General features: G+C 58.7%; 13 protein-coding genes, 1 tRNA gene and 2 pseudogenes. 10 read left to right on the top strand and 6 right to left on the bottom strand.

Annotation, left to right across the window (positions count from 1 at the left end):
• Window positions 1-5: 5 nt before the first annotated feature.
• From tnpC to U5A08_RS24305, 4 genes and pseudogenes are all read right to left on the bottom strand, one after another.
• Window positions 6-1,221 (bottom strand): annotated as a pseudogene (gene tnpC / locus U5A08_RS24315) (IS66 family transposase).
• A 49-nt stretch (window positions 1,222-1,270) separates the two neighbouring features.
• Complete coding sequence (gene tnpB, locus U5A08_RS24310; protein WP_321848925.1) at window positions 1,271-1,606, bottom strand: IS66 family insertion sequence element accessory protein TnpB; 336 nt, start codon at window positions 1,604-1,606, stop codon at window positions 1,271-1,273.
• A pseudogene (locus U5A08_RS29980) lies at window positions 1,603-1,893 on the bottom strand (transposase); the annotation flags it as partial. The pseudogene U5A08_RS29980 and the gene tnpB, both read right to left, overlap by 4 nt.
• A 377-nt stretch (window positions 1,894-2,270) precedes the next feature.
• Window positions 2,271-2,648: a c-type cytochrome gene (locus U5A08_RS24305; protein WP_321848924.1), complete on the bottom strand. Its 378-nt coding sequence runs from the start codon at window positions 2,646-2,648 to the stop codon at window positions 2,271-2,273.
• Window positions 2,649-3,060: 412 nt separating this feature from the next.
• Between U5A08_RS24305 and U5A08_RS24300 the strand changes: the two genes are divergently transcribed.
• On the top strand, window positions 3,061-3,369 hold the full coding sequence (locus U5A08_RS24300) for a DUF3077 domain-containing protein (RefSeq protein WP_253398740.1): 309 nt from the start codon (window positions 3,061-3,063) through the stop codon (window positions 3,367-3,369).
• 162 nt (window positions 3,370-3,531) lie between these two features.
• Here the strand turns inward: U5A08_RS24300 and U5A08_RS24295 are convergent.
• Window positions 3,532-3,616: transfer RNA gene (locus U5A08_RS24295), tRNA-Leu, on the bottom strand.
• 108 nt (window positions 3,617-3,724) lie between these two features.
• Between U5A08_RS24295 and queA the strand changes: the two genes are divergently transcribed.
• The 6 genes from queA to U5A08_RS24265 all read left to right on the top strand — a co-directional run bounded on the left by queA (window position 3,725) and on the right by U5A08_RS24265 (window position 9,799).
• The gene (gene queA, locus U5A08_RS24290; protein WP_321848923.1) at window positions 3,725-4,774 is read left to right on the top strand and encodes a tRNA preQ1(34) S-adenosylmethionine ribosyltransferase-isomerase QueA; all 1,050 of its coding nucleotides are present in this window, start codon (window positions 3,725-3,727) and stop codon (window positions 4,772-4,774) included.
• A gap of 5 nt (window positions 4,775-4,779) precedes the next feature.
• Window positions 4,780-5,895, top strand: coding sequence for a tRNA guanosine(34) transglycosylase Tgt (gene tgt / locus U5A08_RS24285; protein ID WP_010565220.1), 1,116 nt, complete (start codon window positions 4,780-4,782; stop codon window positions 5,893-5,895).
• A 43-nt stretch (window positions 5,896-5,938) separates the two neighbouring features.
• The gene (yajC, locus tag U5A08_RS24280) at window positions 5,939-6,277 is read left to right on the top strand and encodes a preprotein translocase subunit YajC (RefSeq protein WP_003175975.1); all 339 of its coding nucleotides are present in this window, start codon (window positions 5,939-5,941) and stop codon (window positions 6,275-6,277) included.
• Between the two features lie 62 nt (window positions 6,278-6,339).
• On the top strand, window positions 6,340-8,208 hold the full coding sequence (gene secD, locus U5A08_RS24275) for a protein translocase subunit SecD (protein ID WP_253398736.1): 1,869 nt from the start codon (window positions 6,340-6,342) through the stop codon (window positions 8,206-8,208).
• Window positions 8,209-8,217: 9 nt separating this feature from the next.
• Entirely contained in the window at window positions 8,218-9,132 is a 915-nt protein-coding gene (gene secF, locus U5A08_RS24270) for a protein translocase subunit SecF (protein WP_253398734.1), read from the top strand.
• A 124-nt stretch (window positions 9,133-9,256) separates the two neighbouring features.
• Window positions 9,257-9,799, top strand: coding sequence for a glycine zipper 2TM domain-containing protein (locus U5A08_RS24265; RefSeq protein WP_247399224.1), 543 nt, complete (start codon window positions 9,257-9,259; stop codon window positions 9,797-9,799).
• A gap of 144 nt (window positions 9,800-9,943) precedes the next feature.
• On the opposite strand, the gene suhB is transcribed toward U5A08_RS24265, so the two are convergent.
• Complete coding sequence (gene suhB, locus U5A08_RS24260; protein ID WP_010565225.1) at window positions 9,944-10,759, bottom strand: type III secretion system regulator SuhB; 816 nt, start codon at window positions 10,757-10,759, stop codon at window positions 9,944-9,946.
• A gap of 145 nt (window positions 10,760-10,904) precedes the next feature.
• Between suhB and trmJ the strand changes: the two genes are divergently transcribed.
• The 3 genes from trmJ (at window position 10,905) to iscR (ending at window position 13,254) form a co-directional block, all read left to right on the top strand.
• Entirely contained in the window at window positions 10,905-11,675 is a 771-nt protein-coding gene (trmJ, locus tag U5A08_RS24255; RefSeq protein ID WP_003210307.1) for a tRNA (cytosine(32)/uridine(32)-2'-O)-methyltransferase TrmJ, read from the top strand.
• A gap of 2 nt (window positions 11,676-11,677) precedes the next feature.
• Window positions 11,678-12,460 (top strand): serine O-acetyltransferase, encoded by a 783-nt coding sequence (gene cysE, locus U5A08_RS24250; RefSeq protein ID WP_247399826.1) that lies wholly within the window; start codon window positions 11,678-11,680, stop codon window positions 12,458-12,460.
• A gap of 302 nt (window positions 12,461-12,762) precedes the next feature.
• Window positions 12,763-13,254, top strand: a complete 492-nt coding sequence (iscR, locus tag U5A08_RS24245) for a Fe-S cluster assembly transcriptional regulator IscR (protein ID WP_003194020.1) — start codon at window positions 12,763-12,765, stop codon at window positions 13,252-13,254.
• Window positions 13,255-13,282: the final 28 nt, after the last annotated feature.

The following is a 13,282-nucleotide window of genomic DNA, read 5'->3' as shown; positions in this document are numbered from 1 at the left end:
CAAGCTCAAGAATGACTGATCGCTTGAGACGATGAATGAGTCCAGCGTTGGGGTAACAACATTCCAATCTCACTTGCCCGCTGTGTCGGCAGCCGAGTCAGCACATCTTTGAGATAGGCATACGGATCGTGCCCATTCATGCGCGCCGACTGGATCAAACTCATAATCGCTGCCGCTCGTTTACCGCTGCGAAGAGACCCAGCGAACAACCAATTGGAGCGCCCAAGCGCCCATGGCCTGATCGTGTTTTCGACCGGGTTATTGTCGATGGGCACGGCACCATCATTCAGGTAGCGCGTTAGCGCTACCCATCGTTTCAAGCTGTAGTCCAAAGCCTTGGCCGTAGCCGAGCCTTCTGGCACAAGCTCACGCTGGGCCAGCATCCACTCATGTAGCTTCGCTGCGATGGGAACCGCTATTTCCTGGCGTAATCGCCTACGGTCTTCATCGCTCATTTCTTTGGCTTGCCGCTCGATCTCGTACAGGCCACCGATTGAGTGCAGGGCTTGTTCGGCCAGTTGGCTTTTGTTCGCCACATGCAGGTCGAAGAACTTGCGGCGGGCGTGCGCCATGCAGCCGATGAACGCGGAATTGCCAGGCCTGCACGGCCAAAGATCTTTTCCTGGCGGTACAGCGGAAGAGGGTCGGCAAACTTGGCCACCATTACGTGAGCCAACAGGCCAGCAGTGGGGATGCCCTTGTCGATCACCTGTGCCGGCACCGGCGCCTGGATCAGTGTTTCGCACTGGCGGCAGGCCCACTTTCCACGTACATGCTGCTCAACGGTAAACACGCCCGGTGTGTAATCCAGCTTCTCACTGACATCTTCGCCGATGCGCTGAAGCTGGCACCCGCAGACGCACTGGGTGTTCTCTGGCTCATGACGAATGACGGTACGAGGAAACTGCGGCGGAAGCGGCGCGCGCTTGGGCTTTTGGCGGATTTCGTCCGACGTCGGGGCAGGACGAAGCGCGTTCAGCTCTGCCTCGATGGCCTCAAGGTCGGTGTTGAGCAGGTCATCCCTTGCGCCGGGCTGATCTGCTCGTTGCGCTTAGCGAACTTGTGGCGCTTGAGGATGGCGATTTCGTGAGAGAGCTGTTCGATGATCGTCTCGTCACGATGGATCTTCCGGCCCATGGTGTCGACCTTCGATAGCAACTGCGTAGCGAGGGCGCGCAGTTGTTCGGGTGTCATTTGGTCGAGGTTGGGCGAGGAAGTCATGCCGTGGATTTTACCAAAGCAACTCATCCACCACAGCTCAAAGGCGGGACTAAATCACTGTAATTGCGCCGTTGGCGCCAACCCGCTGCCATGGCAAACCGAGCACCAACGCTTGCAGTTGTTCAGCGTCGAGTTCGACTTCCTGGCCGCGATGAGTGCCGGGCCAGTGAAACTTGCCTCGGTTCAACCGGCGTGCGGCAAGCCAGATGCCCACGCCATCGTGTACCAACACCTTCATCCGGTTGGCGCGGCGGTTGGCAAACAGATAGGCGCAGTGCGGCTTCGCCGCACCGAACACCGCTACCACGCGGGCCAACGCAGTTTCGGTGCCAGCGCACATGTCCATCGGCTCGGTGGCGACCCAGATAGCATCGATGCGGATCATTGCGAGAGGCCACGGATGAAGCGTGCGCAGCCGTCTGGGTCGGATACGGGCCATTTGACCGTGATGTATTTGTCGCCCAGCGGCAGTGCGATAGACGCCGCTTCATCAGCGTGCCGTTTAGGCATCGGTTGCAGCGGTACAAACGCCGGAAGTGGCGCGACGGGTTTCTCACGGTATATCGGCAGCCACTTGCGAATCACGTTGGCATTGATGCCGTGGCTGATGGTGACGCTGGAAACTGAGGCACCGGGTTGCAGGCATTCCTGTACGATCTGGGCCTTGAAGGGTTTGGGGTAGGAGCTTCATTGGCGCATGGAAATCCTAGCGATTAGAGTGATCGCGTCCGCTTAAAAATGGTGTCCACTATCTTGGCTAATTTGGAGAACGGTCAGGAGTGGGTGCTGAACGGACGGTTACTCAGCGCGGGATACTTGCGCAGAAGGCTTGGTCGTCATGTTAGCTATTCTAAAAATCACCGTTCATGTGGCTGTTGAGCCGTTGAGTTCCTGCGATAACCGCAGCGCGCTCTTCGTTTCTTTCTCGGCAGCCTGCAGCTCCAGCGTAGGCCAATCTGTAGCAAAGGTATCGAGTTTGAACTGTTGGCAGAGCGCTTAAAACGTCATGTCAATCCACGGAGACAGCACAGGACCAGGCACTTCGACGGTCATCGGGCTTGTGAAATAACGCCACCCATGTATTGATTTAAATCGCGAAAGTCCTTAACGCTCCATGAGTGCGGCGATAGCTTTACTCCATTCTCTCGCAAGGTTCTTGGAATTAAGTCGCCATTTGGGCGAAGTATTATCGAAGACACAATCACGCCCGGATAATCATTTAATCGTTTTTTGAAAGCGAGCGTTGTTAGATCAGGAGTCGGCGGATTACTTTTTTTAGCCAGCGGTCCTGTTGCTTTGAGATCCATTCCATGGCACATGCTGCATCGCTGTAGATAGAGATTTTTTCCATTAGCATTATCCGCGAAGGATAGTGATGTTTGAGTCAGCGACAACATTCCTAGCGAAGCGATGAGCACTACTTTCATTGTTTTTATCTTCCTTGATGGGATCGGCGTTGATTGGACGCGATTGGGCGCGCGGGAAAGATATCAGCCATCGCGTCGGCGCACACTGTCATTTCTGATGCCCATTAAACCAACACGTTTTCCCGGAGGTAATCGGGAGCAGACCCCGGTTGTTTCCTGCATCTGGGGGGGAATCGGCGTCGTTCGCCAACCCCGACCGACCTAACGGAAATTTTTCGCCACAGATACTGACTTTCAACCCCAATCGCTCCTGCGCTAACTTCCTCCCCGTCGCTTCCAACCCAGCGACCGGACTTGAGAATCCGAGAAACAATAGGCTCACTATATTAGGAGCTTAAGCAATGAGCATTTCTGACAGGCCATACCCTCACAACCCCACCACCCACACCTCCGCCCATCCAGGAGGTGTCCAATGATCAACCCACCCCTCAACAAAACCCTCGGCGTCATCACCTTTTCCACCTGCGGCAAACAGCCCAACTTTCACCGGCTATTCCGCGTCAATTCCGGCGTGCCCATCCGCGATGCCCTGGAGCATGCCTCCGAGTTGCTGCACTGTTCAAAACTGCTGGCGTTGGATGCCGCCATGGACACAGGCGCGGATCGTTATGCCTGGGCGGCGCATTATTTGGGGGAGATGGCGAAGGCGGTGGTGGATGATTTGGCGAATGGGATGTTGCCCAATGGGGTGATGGAGGAGGGTGAAGTGGCGGGTATTTAGTCAGGTGGTTTGAGGGCGTTGCGGCTGACGCTATCGCAGGCAAGCCAGCTCCCACAAGGGACGTGTTTCAAGTTGAGGGAGCGGTGGCCAGGGATTTTGCGGGTTGCCCACTTTTCGACAGGCGAAAAAAAAGACCTTGAATTTCAAGGTCTTTTTTTAAGATGGTGCCCCGAGGGAGAATCGAACTCCCACTTCTTTCGAAAACGGATTTTGAATCCGCCGCGTCTACCAATTCCGCCATCAGGGCTCAATGGCGGCGAAGTATAGAGATGAGATTACCGTTGGTCAATCACGTTTCATGGTCAATTTTGACTATTTCCGCTAGACTTCCCGGCCCTGCTAGACGAACCCCATCATGCGCGTTGCTGACTTTACTTTTGAGCTCCCTGATTCGCTGATCGCTCGCCACCCTTTGGCCGAGCGTCGCGCCAGTCGACTGCTGACCCTGGACGGGGTGAGCGGTGCCCTCGCACACCGTCAATTCACTGATTTGCTTGAGCATTTGCGCCCCGGCGATTTGATGGTGTTCAACAATACCCGGGTGATTCCGGCGCGGCTGTTTGGCCAGAAAGCCTCCGGCGGCAAGCTGGAAATTCTGGTGGAACGGGTGCTGGACAGCCATCGCGTGCTGGCCCATGTGCGTTCCAGCAAGTCGCCGAAACCGGGTTCGACCCTGCTGATCGATGGCGGTGGCGAAGCCGAGATGGTGGCGCGCCATGATGCGTTGTTCGAGCTCAAGTTTGCCGAGGAAGTGTTGCCGCTGCTGGAGCGCGTCGGCCATATGCCGTTGCCTCCTTATATAGACCGCCCCGACGAAGACTCGGACCGCGAGCGCTATCAGACGGTCTACTCCCAGCGCCCCGGCGCCGTGGCCGCACCGACGGCCGGGCTGCATTTCGACCAGCCGCTGCTGGATGCGATCGCCGCCAAGGGCGTCGAGAGCGCGTATGTGACCCTGCACGTGGGGGCCGGCACGTTTCAGCCGGTGCGTGTGGATAACATCGAAGACCACCATATGCACAGCGAATGGCTGGAAGTCAGCCAGGACGTGGTGGACGCGGTCAACGCGTGCAAGGCGCGCGGCGGGCGGGTTATTGCCGTGGGCACCACCAGCGTGCGGTCCCTGGAGAGCGCGGCGCGTGATGGCGTGCTCAAGCCGTTCAGTGGCGACACCGATATCTTTATTTACCCTGGCCGGCCGTTTCATGTGGTCGATGCCTTGGTGACCAACTTCCATTTGCCGGAATCCACGCTGTTGATGCTGGTGTCGGCATTTGCCGGTTATCCGGAGACCATGGCCGCTTATCAAGCCGCCATCGACAATGGATACCGTTTTTTCAGCTACGGTGATGCGATGTTTATCACCCGTAATCCGGCGCCACGCGGCCCAGAGGAACAACTATGAGTCGTATGTCGTTTGAATTGCTGGCCACTGACGGCAAGGCCCGTCGCGGTCGTCTGACCTTTCCGCGCGGTACGGTGGAGACCCCGGCGTTCATGCCGGTCGGTACCTACGGCACCGTCAAAGGCATGCTGCCGCGCGACATCGTCGCCACTGGCGCCGAAATCATCCTCGGCAACACCTTCCACCTGTGGCTGCGCCCGGGCACGGAAGTGATCAAGAAGCACGGCGACCTGCATGACTTCATGAAGTGGCAAGGCCCGATCCTCACTGACTCGGGTGGTTTCCAGGTGTTCAGCCTGGGCGCCATGCGCAAGATCAAGGAGGAGGGCGTGACCTTCGCCTCGCCGGTCGACGGTTCCAAAGTGTTCATGGGCCCGGAAGAGTCGATGCAGGTCCAGCGCGACCTGGGCTCCGACATCGTGATGATTTTCGACGAATGCACGCCGTACCCGGCCGATGAAGACGTTGCGCGGGTTTCCATGGAGTTGTCGCTGCGTTGGGCCCAGCGCTCGAAGAACGCCCACGGCGACAACACCGCAGCGCTGTTCGGTATCGTCCAGGGCGGCATGCATGAAAGCCTGCGTAAACGCTCGCTGGAAGGCTTGGACAAGATCGGCTTCGACGGCCTGGCCATCGGTGGTTTGTCGGTAGGTGAGCCCAAGCACGAGATGATCAAGGTGCTGGATTACCTGCCGGGTCTGATGCCGGCTGACAAACCTCGTTACCTTATGGGCGTTGGCAAACCGGAAGATCTCGTAGAGGGTGTGCGCCGCGGTGTGGACATGTTCGATTGCGTGATGCCAACCCGTAATGCCCGCAATGGGCATCTGTTCATCGATACAGGCGTGCTGAAGATCCGTAACGCGTTCCATCGCCATGATGATTCGCCGCTCGATCCCACCTGTGACTGCTACACCTGCCAGAACTTCTCCCGTGCTTATCTGCACCATCTGGACAAGTGCGGGGAAATGCTGGGTAGCATGTTGAATACCATCCACAATTTGCGTCACTACCAAGTCCTGATGGCTGGTTTGCGCGAGGCTATTCAACAGGGTACATTGGCCGCCTTCGTCGATGCCTTCTATGCCAAGCGCGGGCTCCCTGTGCCGCCCTTGGACTGAGTTTTCCGACCCTAAGATTCACTATTTGCAACTGGAGTGCTAAATGAGCTTTTTTATCTCTAACGCCATGGCTGATGCCGCTGCGCCTGCTGCTGCCGGCCCTATGGGCGGTGGTTTCGAGTGGATTTTCCTGGTCGGCTTCCTGGTCATCTTCTACCTGATGATCTGGCGTCCACAGGCCAAGCGCGCCAAAGAGCAGAAAAACCTGCTCGGCAGCCTGCAGAAAGGTGACGAAGTTGTGACGACCGGCGGTATCGCGGGCAAGATCACCAAGGTTTCCGATGCTTTCGTGGTTCTGGAAGTCTCCGACACCGTAGAAATGAAGTTCCAGAAGGGCGCCATCGCCGCCACGCTGCCTAAAGGCACGCTCAAAGCGATCTGAGTAACAACCTTTACCAATCGACGGGGCGCGCAAGGCGCCCCGCGTTATAAGCGGGCGGCGTGATGCTGAACAAATACCCTCTGTGGAAATACCTACTGATCCTGGCGGTGCTGGCGATCGGTTTTATTTATTCCGCTCCCAATCTCTATCCTGATGACCCTGCGATCCAGATCTCTGGCGCCAGCACTTCGCTGAAGGTCAATCAGGCTGACCTGGAACGCGCGAGCAAAGCGCTCACCGATGCGGGTATCCAGGTTAAAGCGGCAACCCTGGCAGCTGACGCGAAGGGCGGCTTGTTGCGCCTGACCAAGCAAGAAGACCAGTTGCCGGCCAAAGACGTCGTGCGCAAGGCCATGGGTGACGACTATGTTGTCGCGCTCAACCTGGCACAGACCACGCCAAAATGGCTGCGCAGCATTGGCGCGCACCCGATGAAGCTGGGTCTGGACTTGTCCGGTGGTGTTCACTTCCTGCTGGAAGTCGACATGGACAAAGCCCTCGACGCACGCCTGAAAGTCTACGAAGGCGACGTGAAGAGCCTGCTGCGTAAAGAGAAGTTGCGTTATCGCAGCCTGCCGCAGCTCAACGGTGCCATCCAGTTGGGCTTCTCTGACGAGGCCGCGCGCGAACAGGCCCGTGGGCTGATCCGCAAGAACTTCAACGATTTCGACATCGTACCGGCCGACCTCAACGGTCAGCCTGTACTGCGTCTGGCGATGACCCCGGCCAAGCTGGCGGAAATCCGCGAATACTCCATCAAGCAGAACTTGACCACGGTACGTAACCGCGTCAATGAGCTGGGTGTGGCCGAGCCGATCGTTCAGCGTCAGGGCGCCAACCGCATCGTGGTTGAGCTGCCGGGCGTGCAGGACACTGCTGAAGCCAAGCGTATCCTCGGTAAGACGGCCAACCTGGAATTCCGTCTGGCCGCTGAGCCGGGTGCTTCCAAAGCCACTTCCGAGACCTTCGAGTTCCGTGAAGGCAACCGCCCTGCGGCGCAGATCGAGCGTGGTTTGATCATCACCGGCGACCAGGTGACTGACGCCAAGGCCGGTTTCGGCGAGCACGGTACGCCTGAAGTGAACATCCGCCTGGATGGTCACGGCGGCGAGCTGATGAGCCGCGCCACGCGCAGCAACGTCGGTCGCAGCATGGCGGTGATCTTCATCGAGCAGCGCCCGGTGACCACCTACACCAAGCAAATGGTCAACGGCGTCGAGAAAGACGTGCCGGTGCAGACCTTCAAGGAAGAGAAGAAGATCATCAGCCTGGCGACCATCCAGTCGCCGCTGGGTGCTCAATTCCGCATCACCGGCCTGAACGGCCAGGGCGAATCGTCCGAGCTGGCCCTGCTGCTGCGTGCCGGTGGCCTGGCTGCGCCGATGTACTTCGCTGAAGAACGCACCATCGGCCCGAGCCTGGGTGCCGACAACATCACCAAGGGTGTCGATGCGGCCTTGTGGGGCATGCTGTTCGTGTCGCTGTTCATCATCGCCATCTACCGCTTCTTCGGCATCATCGCCACCGTGGCCCTGGCGGGCAACATGGTGATGTTGCTGGCCTTGATGTCGTTGCTGGGGGCTACGCTGACCCTGCCAGGCATCGCCGGTATCGTGCTGACCATGGGTATGGCGGTGGACGCCAACGTGCTGATCTTCTCGCGGATTCGTGAAGAGATCGCCGCCGGCATGACCGTGCAGCGCGCAATCAACGAAGGCTTCGGCCGGGCATTTACCGCGATTCTCGACTCCAACCTGACCACATTGCTGGTCGGCGGGATTCTCTTTGCCATGGGCACCGGCCCGGTCAAAGGTTTTGCGGTGACCATGTCCCTCGGGATCTTTACCTCGATGTTCACGGCCATCATGGTGACCCGCGCAATGGTCAACCTGATCTTTGGCGGGCGTGACTTCAAGAAGTTGTGGATTTAAGGGGCTGCCATGTTACGTACAATCAACTTCATGGGCGTTCGCAATATTGCGTTCGGCGTCACTGTGCTCCTTACCGTTCTGGCGTTGTTCAGCTGGTTCCATAAGGGCCTGAACTACGGTCTGGACTTCACCGGCGGTACGCTCATCGAGCTGACCTACGAGAAGCCGGCCGACGTTAGCCTAGTGCGCAGCGAGCTGGTCAAGGCCGGCTATCACGAAGCCATCGTGCAGAGCTTCGGTGCGACCACCGACCTGCTGGTGCGCATGCCGGGCGAAGACCCGCAACTGGGTCATCAGGTCGCCGAGGCCTTGCAGAAGGTCGGCGGTGATAACCCGGCATCGGTCAAGCGCGTCGAGTTCGTCGGCCCGCAAGTGGGTGAAGAGCTGCGCGACCAGGGTGGTCTCGGCATGCTGATGGCGCTCGGCGGCATCATGATCTACCTGGCTTTCCGCTTTCAGTGGAAATTCGGGGTTGGCGCCATTGTGTCGCTGATCCATGACGTGGTGGTAACCGTGGGTATCCTGGCGTACTTCCAGATCACCTTCGACCTGACCGTACTGGCTGCCGTGCTGGCGATCATTGGTTACTCCCTCAACGACACCATCGTGGTATTCGACCGGGTTCGAGAGAACTTCCGCGTACTGCGCAAGGCGACGCTGATCGAGAACATCAACATCTCCACCACTCAGACCCTGTTGCGGACCATGGCGACGTCGATCTCCACCTTGCTGGCGATCGCGGCACTGATGATCTTCGGTGGTGACAACCTGTGGGGCTTCTCCCTGGCGCTGTTTATCGGCGTTCTGGCGGGCACCTACTCGTCGATCTACATCGCCAACGTGGTACTGATCTGGCTGAACCTCAACAGCGAAGACCTGATCCCTCCGGCCGCGACTGGCAAGGAGGTCGACGACCGCCCTTGATGGGTGAGCGTTGATTTGTTGTTACAAAGAAGGCGCGAGTATTGAACTCGCGCCTTTTTTTTTGCTCCAAGGCTGGGTATAGCGCGGATCTTTCGGTCCGTTTGTGATGCTCAGGAGGTTCAACGTGAACAAGTCGTTGCTGGTTGGTGCGGTATTGGGTGCTGTCGGTGTGACTGCCGGGGGTGCTGTTGCCACCTACAGCCTGGTAAAAAGCGGCCCTGAGTATGCGCAAGTGCTGGCGGTGCAGCCGGTGAACACCCAGATTAAAACGCCTCGCGAGGTCTGCAAGGACGTCGCAGTGACCCGGCAGAAGCCGGTGCAGGATCAACACCAGATCGTCGGTACGGTGGTCGGTGCGCTGGCCGGTGGCCTGTTGGGTAACCAGGTCGGTGGCGGTAACGGTAAGAAGCTGGCCACCGTAGCCGGTGCGGTCGGTGGCGGCTACGCCGGTAACAAGGTTCAGGAAGGCATGCAGAACCGTGATACCTACACCACCACGCAAACCCGCTGTAACACCGTCAACGACATCAGCGACAAGGTTGTCGGCTATGACGTGCGTTACACCTTGGGTGGCAAGGAAGGTACGGTGCGTATGGATCGTGATCCAGGCGGTCAGATCCCGGTCGATAAAGAGGGTCGCCTGATTCTCGGTCAGAACCAGCAATAACCCCGGGCCTGGCACAGTTCACAATGTGGGAGGGGGGCTTGCCCCCTCCCACAGTTGGCTTGTGGTGTTGCTGGTATTTAAGCTCACACCAAATCCCAGGCATAAAAAAAGCACCCCGAGGGGTGCTTTTTTGTGCTCGCTCGCTTAGCGCTTCAGCGAAGCCGGCAGGTGCGGCTGGATCGCCGTCAATACTGCCTTGAAGCATTTGGTGTTACCGGCAACCACGTGGCCCTTTTCCAGGAAGTCGTGACCACCGGTGAAGTCGCTCACCAGGCCGCCGGCCTCTTGGATCAGCAGGGCGCCCGCTGCCATGTCCCACTCGGACAGGCCCGACTCCCAGAACGCATCAAAACGACCGGCGGCCACATAGGCCAGGTCCAGGCTGGCTGCACCGGCGCGGCGGATGCCGGCGGTCTGGCCAACCAGGGCGCGGAACATGCCCAGGTAGTTGTCCAGGTTGTCCATCTGGTCGTCACGGAATGGGAAGCCGGTGCCCAGCAGGGCGCCGTCCAGGCTGGTACGGCCGCTGACGCGCAGGCGACGACCGTTCAACTGGGCGCCACGGCCACGGCTGGCGGTGAATTCTTCCTGGCGAACCGGGTCCAGCACAACGGCGTGTTCCAGGCGGCCACGGTATTTGCACGCGATGCTCACGGCAAAGTGCGGGATGCCGCGCAGGAAGTTGGTGGTGCCATCCAGTGGGTCGATGATCCACAGGTAGTCTTCGCCTTCGCCGCTGCCTTTATGCATGCCGGTTTCTTCGCCGAGAATGCCGTGGGTAGGGTAGGCCTTGCGCAGGGCGTCGATGATTTTCTGTTCGGCGGCGCGATCCACCTCGGATACATAATCCTTGGCGTCTTTTTCGTCGACCTTGATGGTATCCAGGCGCTCGATGGAGCGGAAGATCAATTCACTGGCGCTGCGGGCGGCGCGCAGCGCGATATTCAGCATGGGCTGCATGGATGTGTCACCTAAGGTTGTTAAAGAAAGCCGAGCATTCTAGCAGAAACTTTCTTCAGGTGAAGGACGACGTGAGCTTTCATGGCATAACCTTAGGCTGTTCTGTAAGATTTGCTCCCCTTTCCCGTGTCCGAGAGCGCCTCCCTTGCTGCAAAACATTCGTGTCGTCTTGGTCAATACCAGTCATCCCGGCAATATCGGCGGGGTGGCGCGAGCCATGAAAAACATGGGGCTGACGCGCCTGGTGCTGGTCGAGCCGCGCGTGTTCCCGCACCACGAGGCCGATGCCCGGGCCTCCGGCGCCAATGACATCCTTGAAAAAGCCCAGGTCGTCGCCACCTTGGAAGATGCATTGGTCGGCTGCAACCTGGTGCTCGGCACCAGCGCCCGCGACCGTCGAATCCCTTGGCCATTGCTCGATCCGCGTGAATGTGGGACCAAAGTGGTGGAGGAAGCCGCCGGCGGCGCTGAAATCGCCCTGGTGTTCGGTCGTGAAGACTCCGGCCTGACCAATGAAGAGCTGCAGCGATGTCATTATCACGTGCATATTCCATCAGACCCTGAGTTCAGCTCACTGAACCTCGGGGCGGCGGTGCAGGTGTTGAGTTACGAAGTGCGCATGGCCTGGCTGGCCGCTGAAGGGCAGCCGAGCAAGGTTGAGAAGGATGAAGTGGCATCGACCAAAAGTGGCGAGTTGGCCACCATGGACGAGCTGGAACGGTTCTATGAGCACCTGGAGCAAACCCTGGTGGCCATCGAATTCCTCGATCCGGAAAAGCCCCGGCACTTGATGGCGCGCCTGCGTCGCCTGTACGGACGCAGCTCGGTCAGCCGAGCGGAAATGAATATATTGCGTGGCATCCTCACGGAAACCCAGAAAGCGGCCCGTGGCGAGCTTCTTAAGCGGAAGGATTAAAAATGTTCGAGCGTTTGCGAGAAGATATCCAGAGTGTTTTCCACCGTGACCCGGCGGCGCGCAATGCCTTTGAAGTGCTGACCTGCTACCCGGGCATGCATGCGATCTGGATTCATCGCCTGTCCGGCGCCTTGTGGGGCATGGGCTGGAAATGGCTGGCGCGGGTGGTGTCCAACTTTGGGCGCTGGTTGACCGGCATCGAGATTCACCCTGGTGCCAAGGTCGGCCGCCGCTTCTTCATCGACCACGGCATGGGCATCGTCATTGGCGAGACTGCTGAAATTGGCGATGACGTGACCCTGTACCAGGGCGTGACCCTGGGCGGCACCAGTTGGAATAAAGGCAAGCGCCACCCGACCCTGGAAAACGGCGTGGTGGTAGGGGCGGGCGCCAAGGTGCTGGGTCCGTTCACTGTGGGGGCTGGGGCCAAGGTCGGCTCCAATGCAGTGGTGACCAAGGCCGTGCCGCCGGGGGCAACCGTGGTTGGGATTCCAGGGCGGATCATCGTCAAGCCGGAAGTCGGTGATGAGCAGGAAGCCAAGCGTAAAGCCATGGCCGAGAAGATCGGCTTCGATGCCTACGGCGTCAGCGAAGACATGCCCGACCCGGTGGCCCGTGCCATCGGTCAGTTGCTTGACCACCTGCAAGCGGTAGACGGCAAGCTGGACGGCATGTGCGGCGCGCTGAAGGAATTGGGCAGCAGCTATTGTGCGAAAGACCTGCCTGAGCTGCGCGAAGAGGACTTCGCCGAGATCAAAGACGAAGCCGCCACCAAGGCTGGCTGAAGCCTCGCGATCACCAAAAGTCCCCTGTGGGAGGGGGCTTGCCCCCAATAGCGGTGCTCAGTCACCCAATACATTGACTGATCCGTCGCTATCGGGAGCAAGCACCCTCCCACATGTTGATCTCCATTGGTCTCTGAATTCCTGCTCGGCCCTGTTCCTGCTGTTCGTCCCCACCCCATCCTGATATTATTTGCGCGCCCTTTTTGCGGCTAATCCTGACTAAAGTACTAGGTCTTATAGTTGACTTAAATACTCGGGAATCGCATACTTGCTCCCATTCTGAAACACCTTGGTACTTGTCCATGAGACTGACTACAAAAGGCCGATACGCGGTGACCGCCATGCTTGACTTGGCTTTGCACGCGCAAACTGGGCCGGTGTCCCTGGCCGATATCTCCGAGCGCCAAGGCATTTCCCTGTCCTACCTCGAACAGTTGTTCGCCAAATTGCGCCGCAGCAATCTGGTCTCTAGTGTGCGTGGGCCGGGTGGCGGCTATCAACTGTCGCGCGATATGCAGGGTATCCAGGTGGCCCAGGTGATCGACGCGGTCAACGAATCCGTCGATGCCACCAAATGCCAGGGTTTGGGTGATTGCCACGCCGGCGACACCTGCCTGACCCACCACTTGTGGTGTGACTTGAGCCTGCAGATCCATGAGTTTTTGAGTGGTATCAGCTTGGCTGATCTTGTGACTCGCCGTGAGGTGCAAGAAGTAGCCCAGCGTCAGGACCAGCGCCGTTGCAACACCAAGGCGCCGCGTCTGGACAAGATTGAAGCGTCTGCCGTCGAGTGACAGCCGAAGAGCTAACGGCACGCCAGCC

Origin of the sequence: Pseudomonas paraveronii, from assembly GCF_963681955.1 — a bacterium.
Taxonomy (GTDB): domain Bacteria; phylum Pseudomonadota; class Gammaproteobacteria; order Pseudomonadales; family Pseudomonadaceae; genus Aquipseudomonas; species Aquipseudomonas paraveronii.
This window is presented reverse-complemented; position numbering and strand designations above follow the sequence as displayed.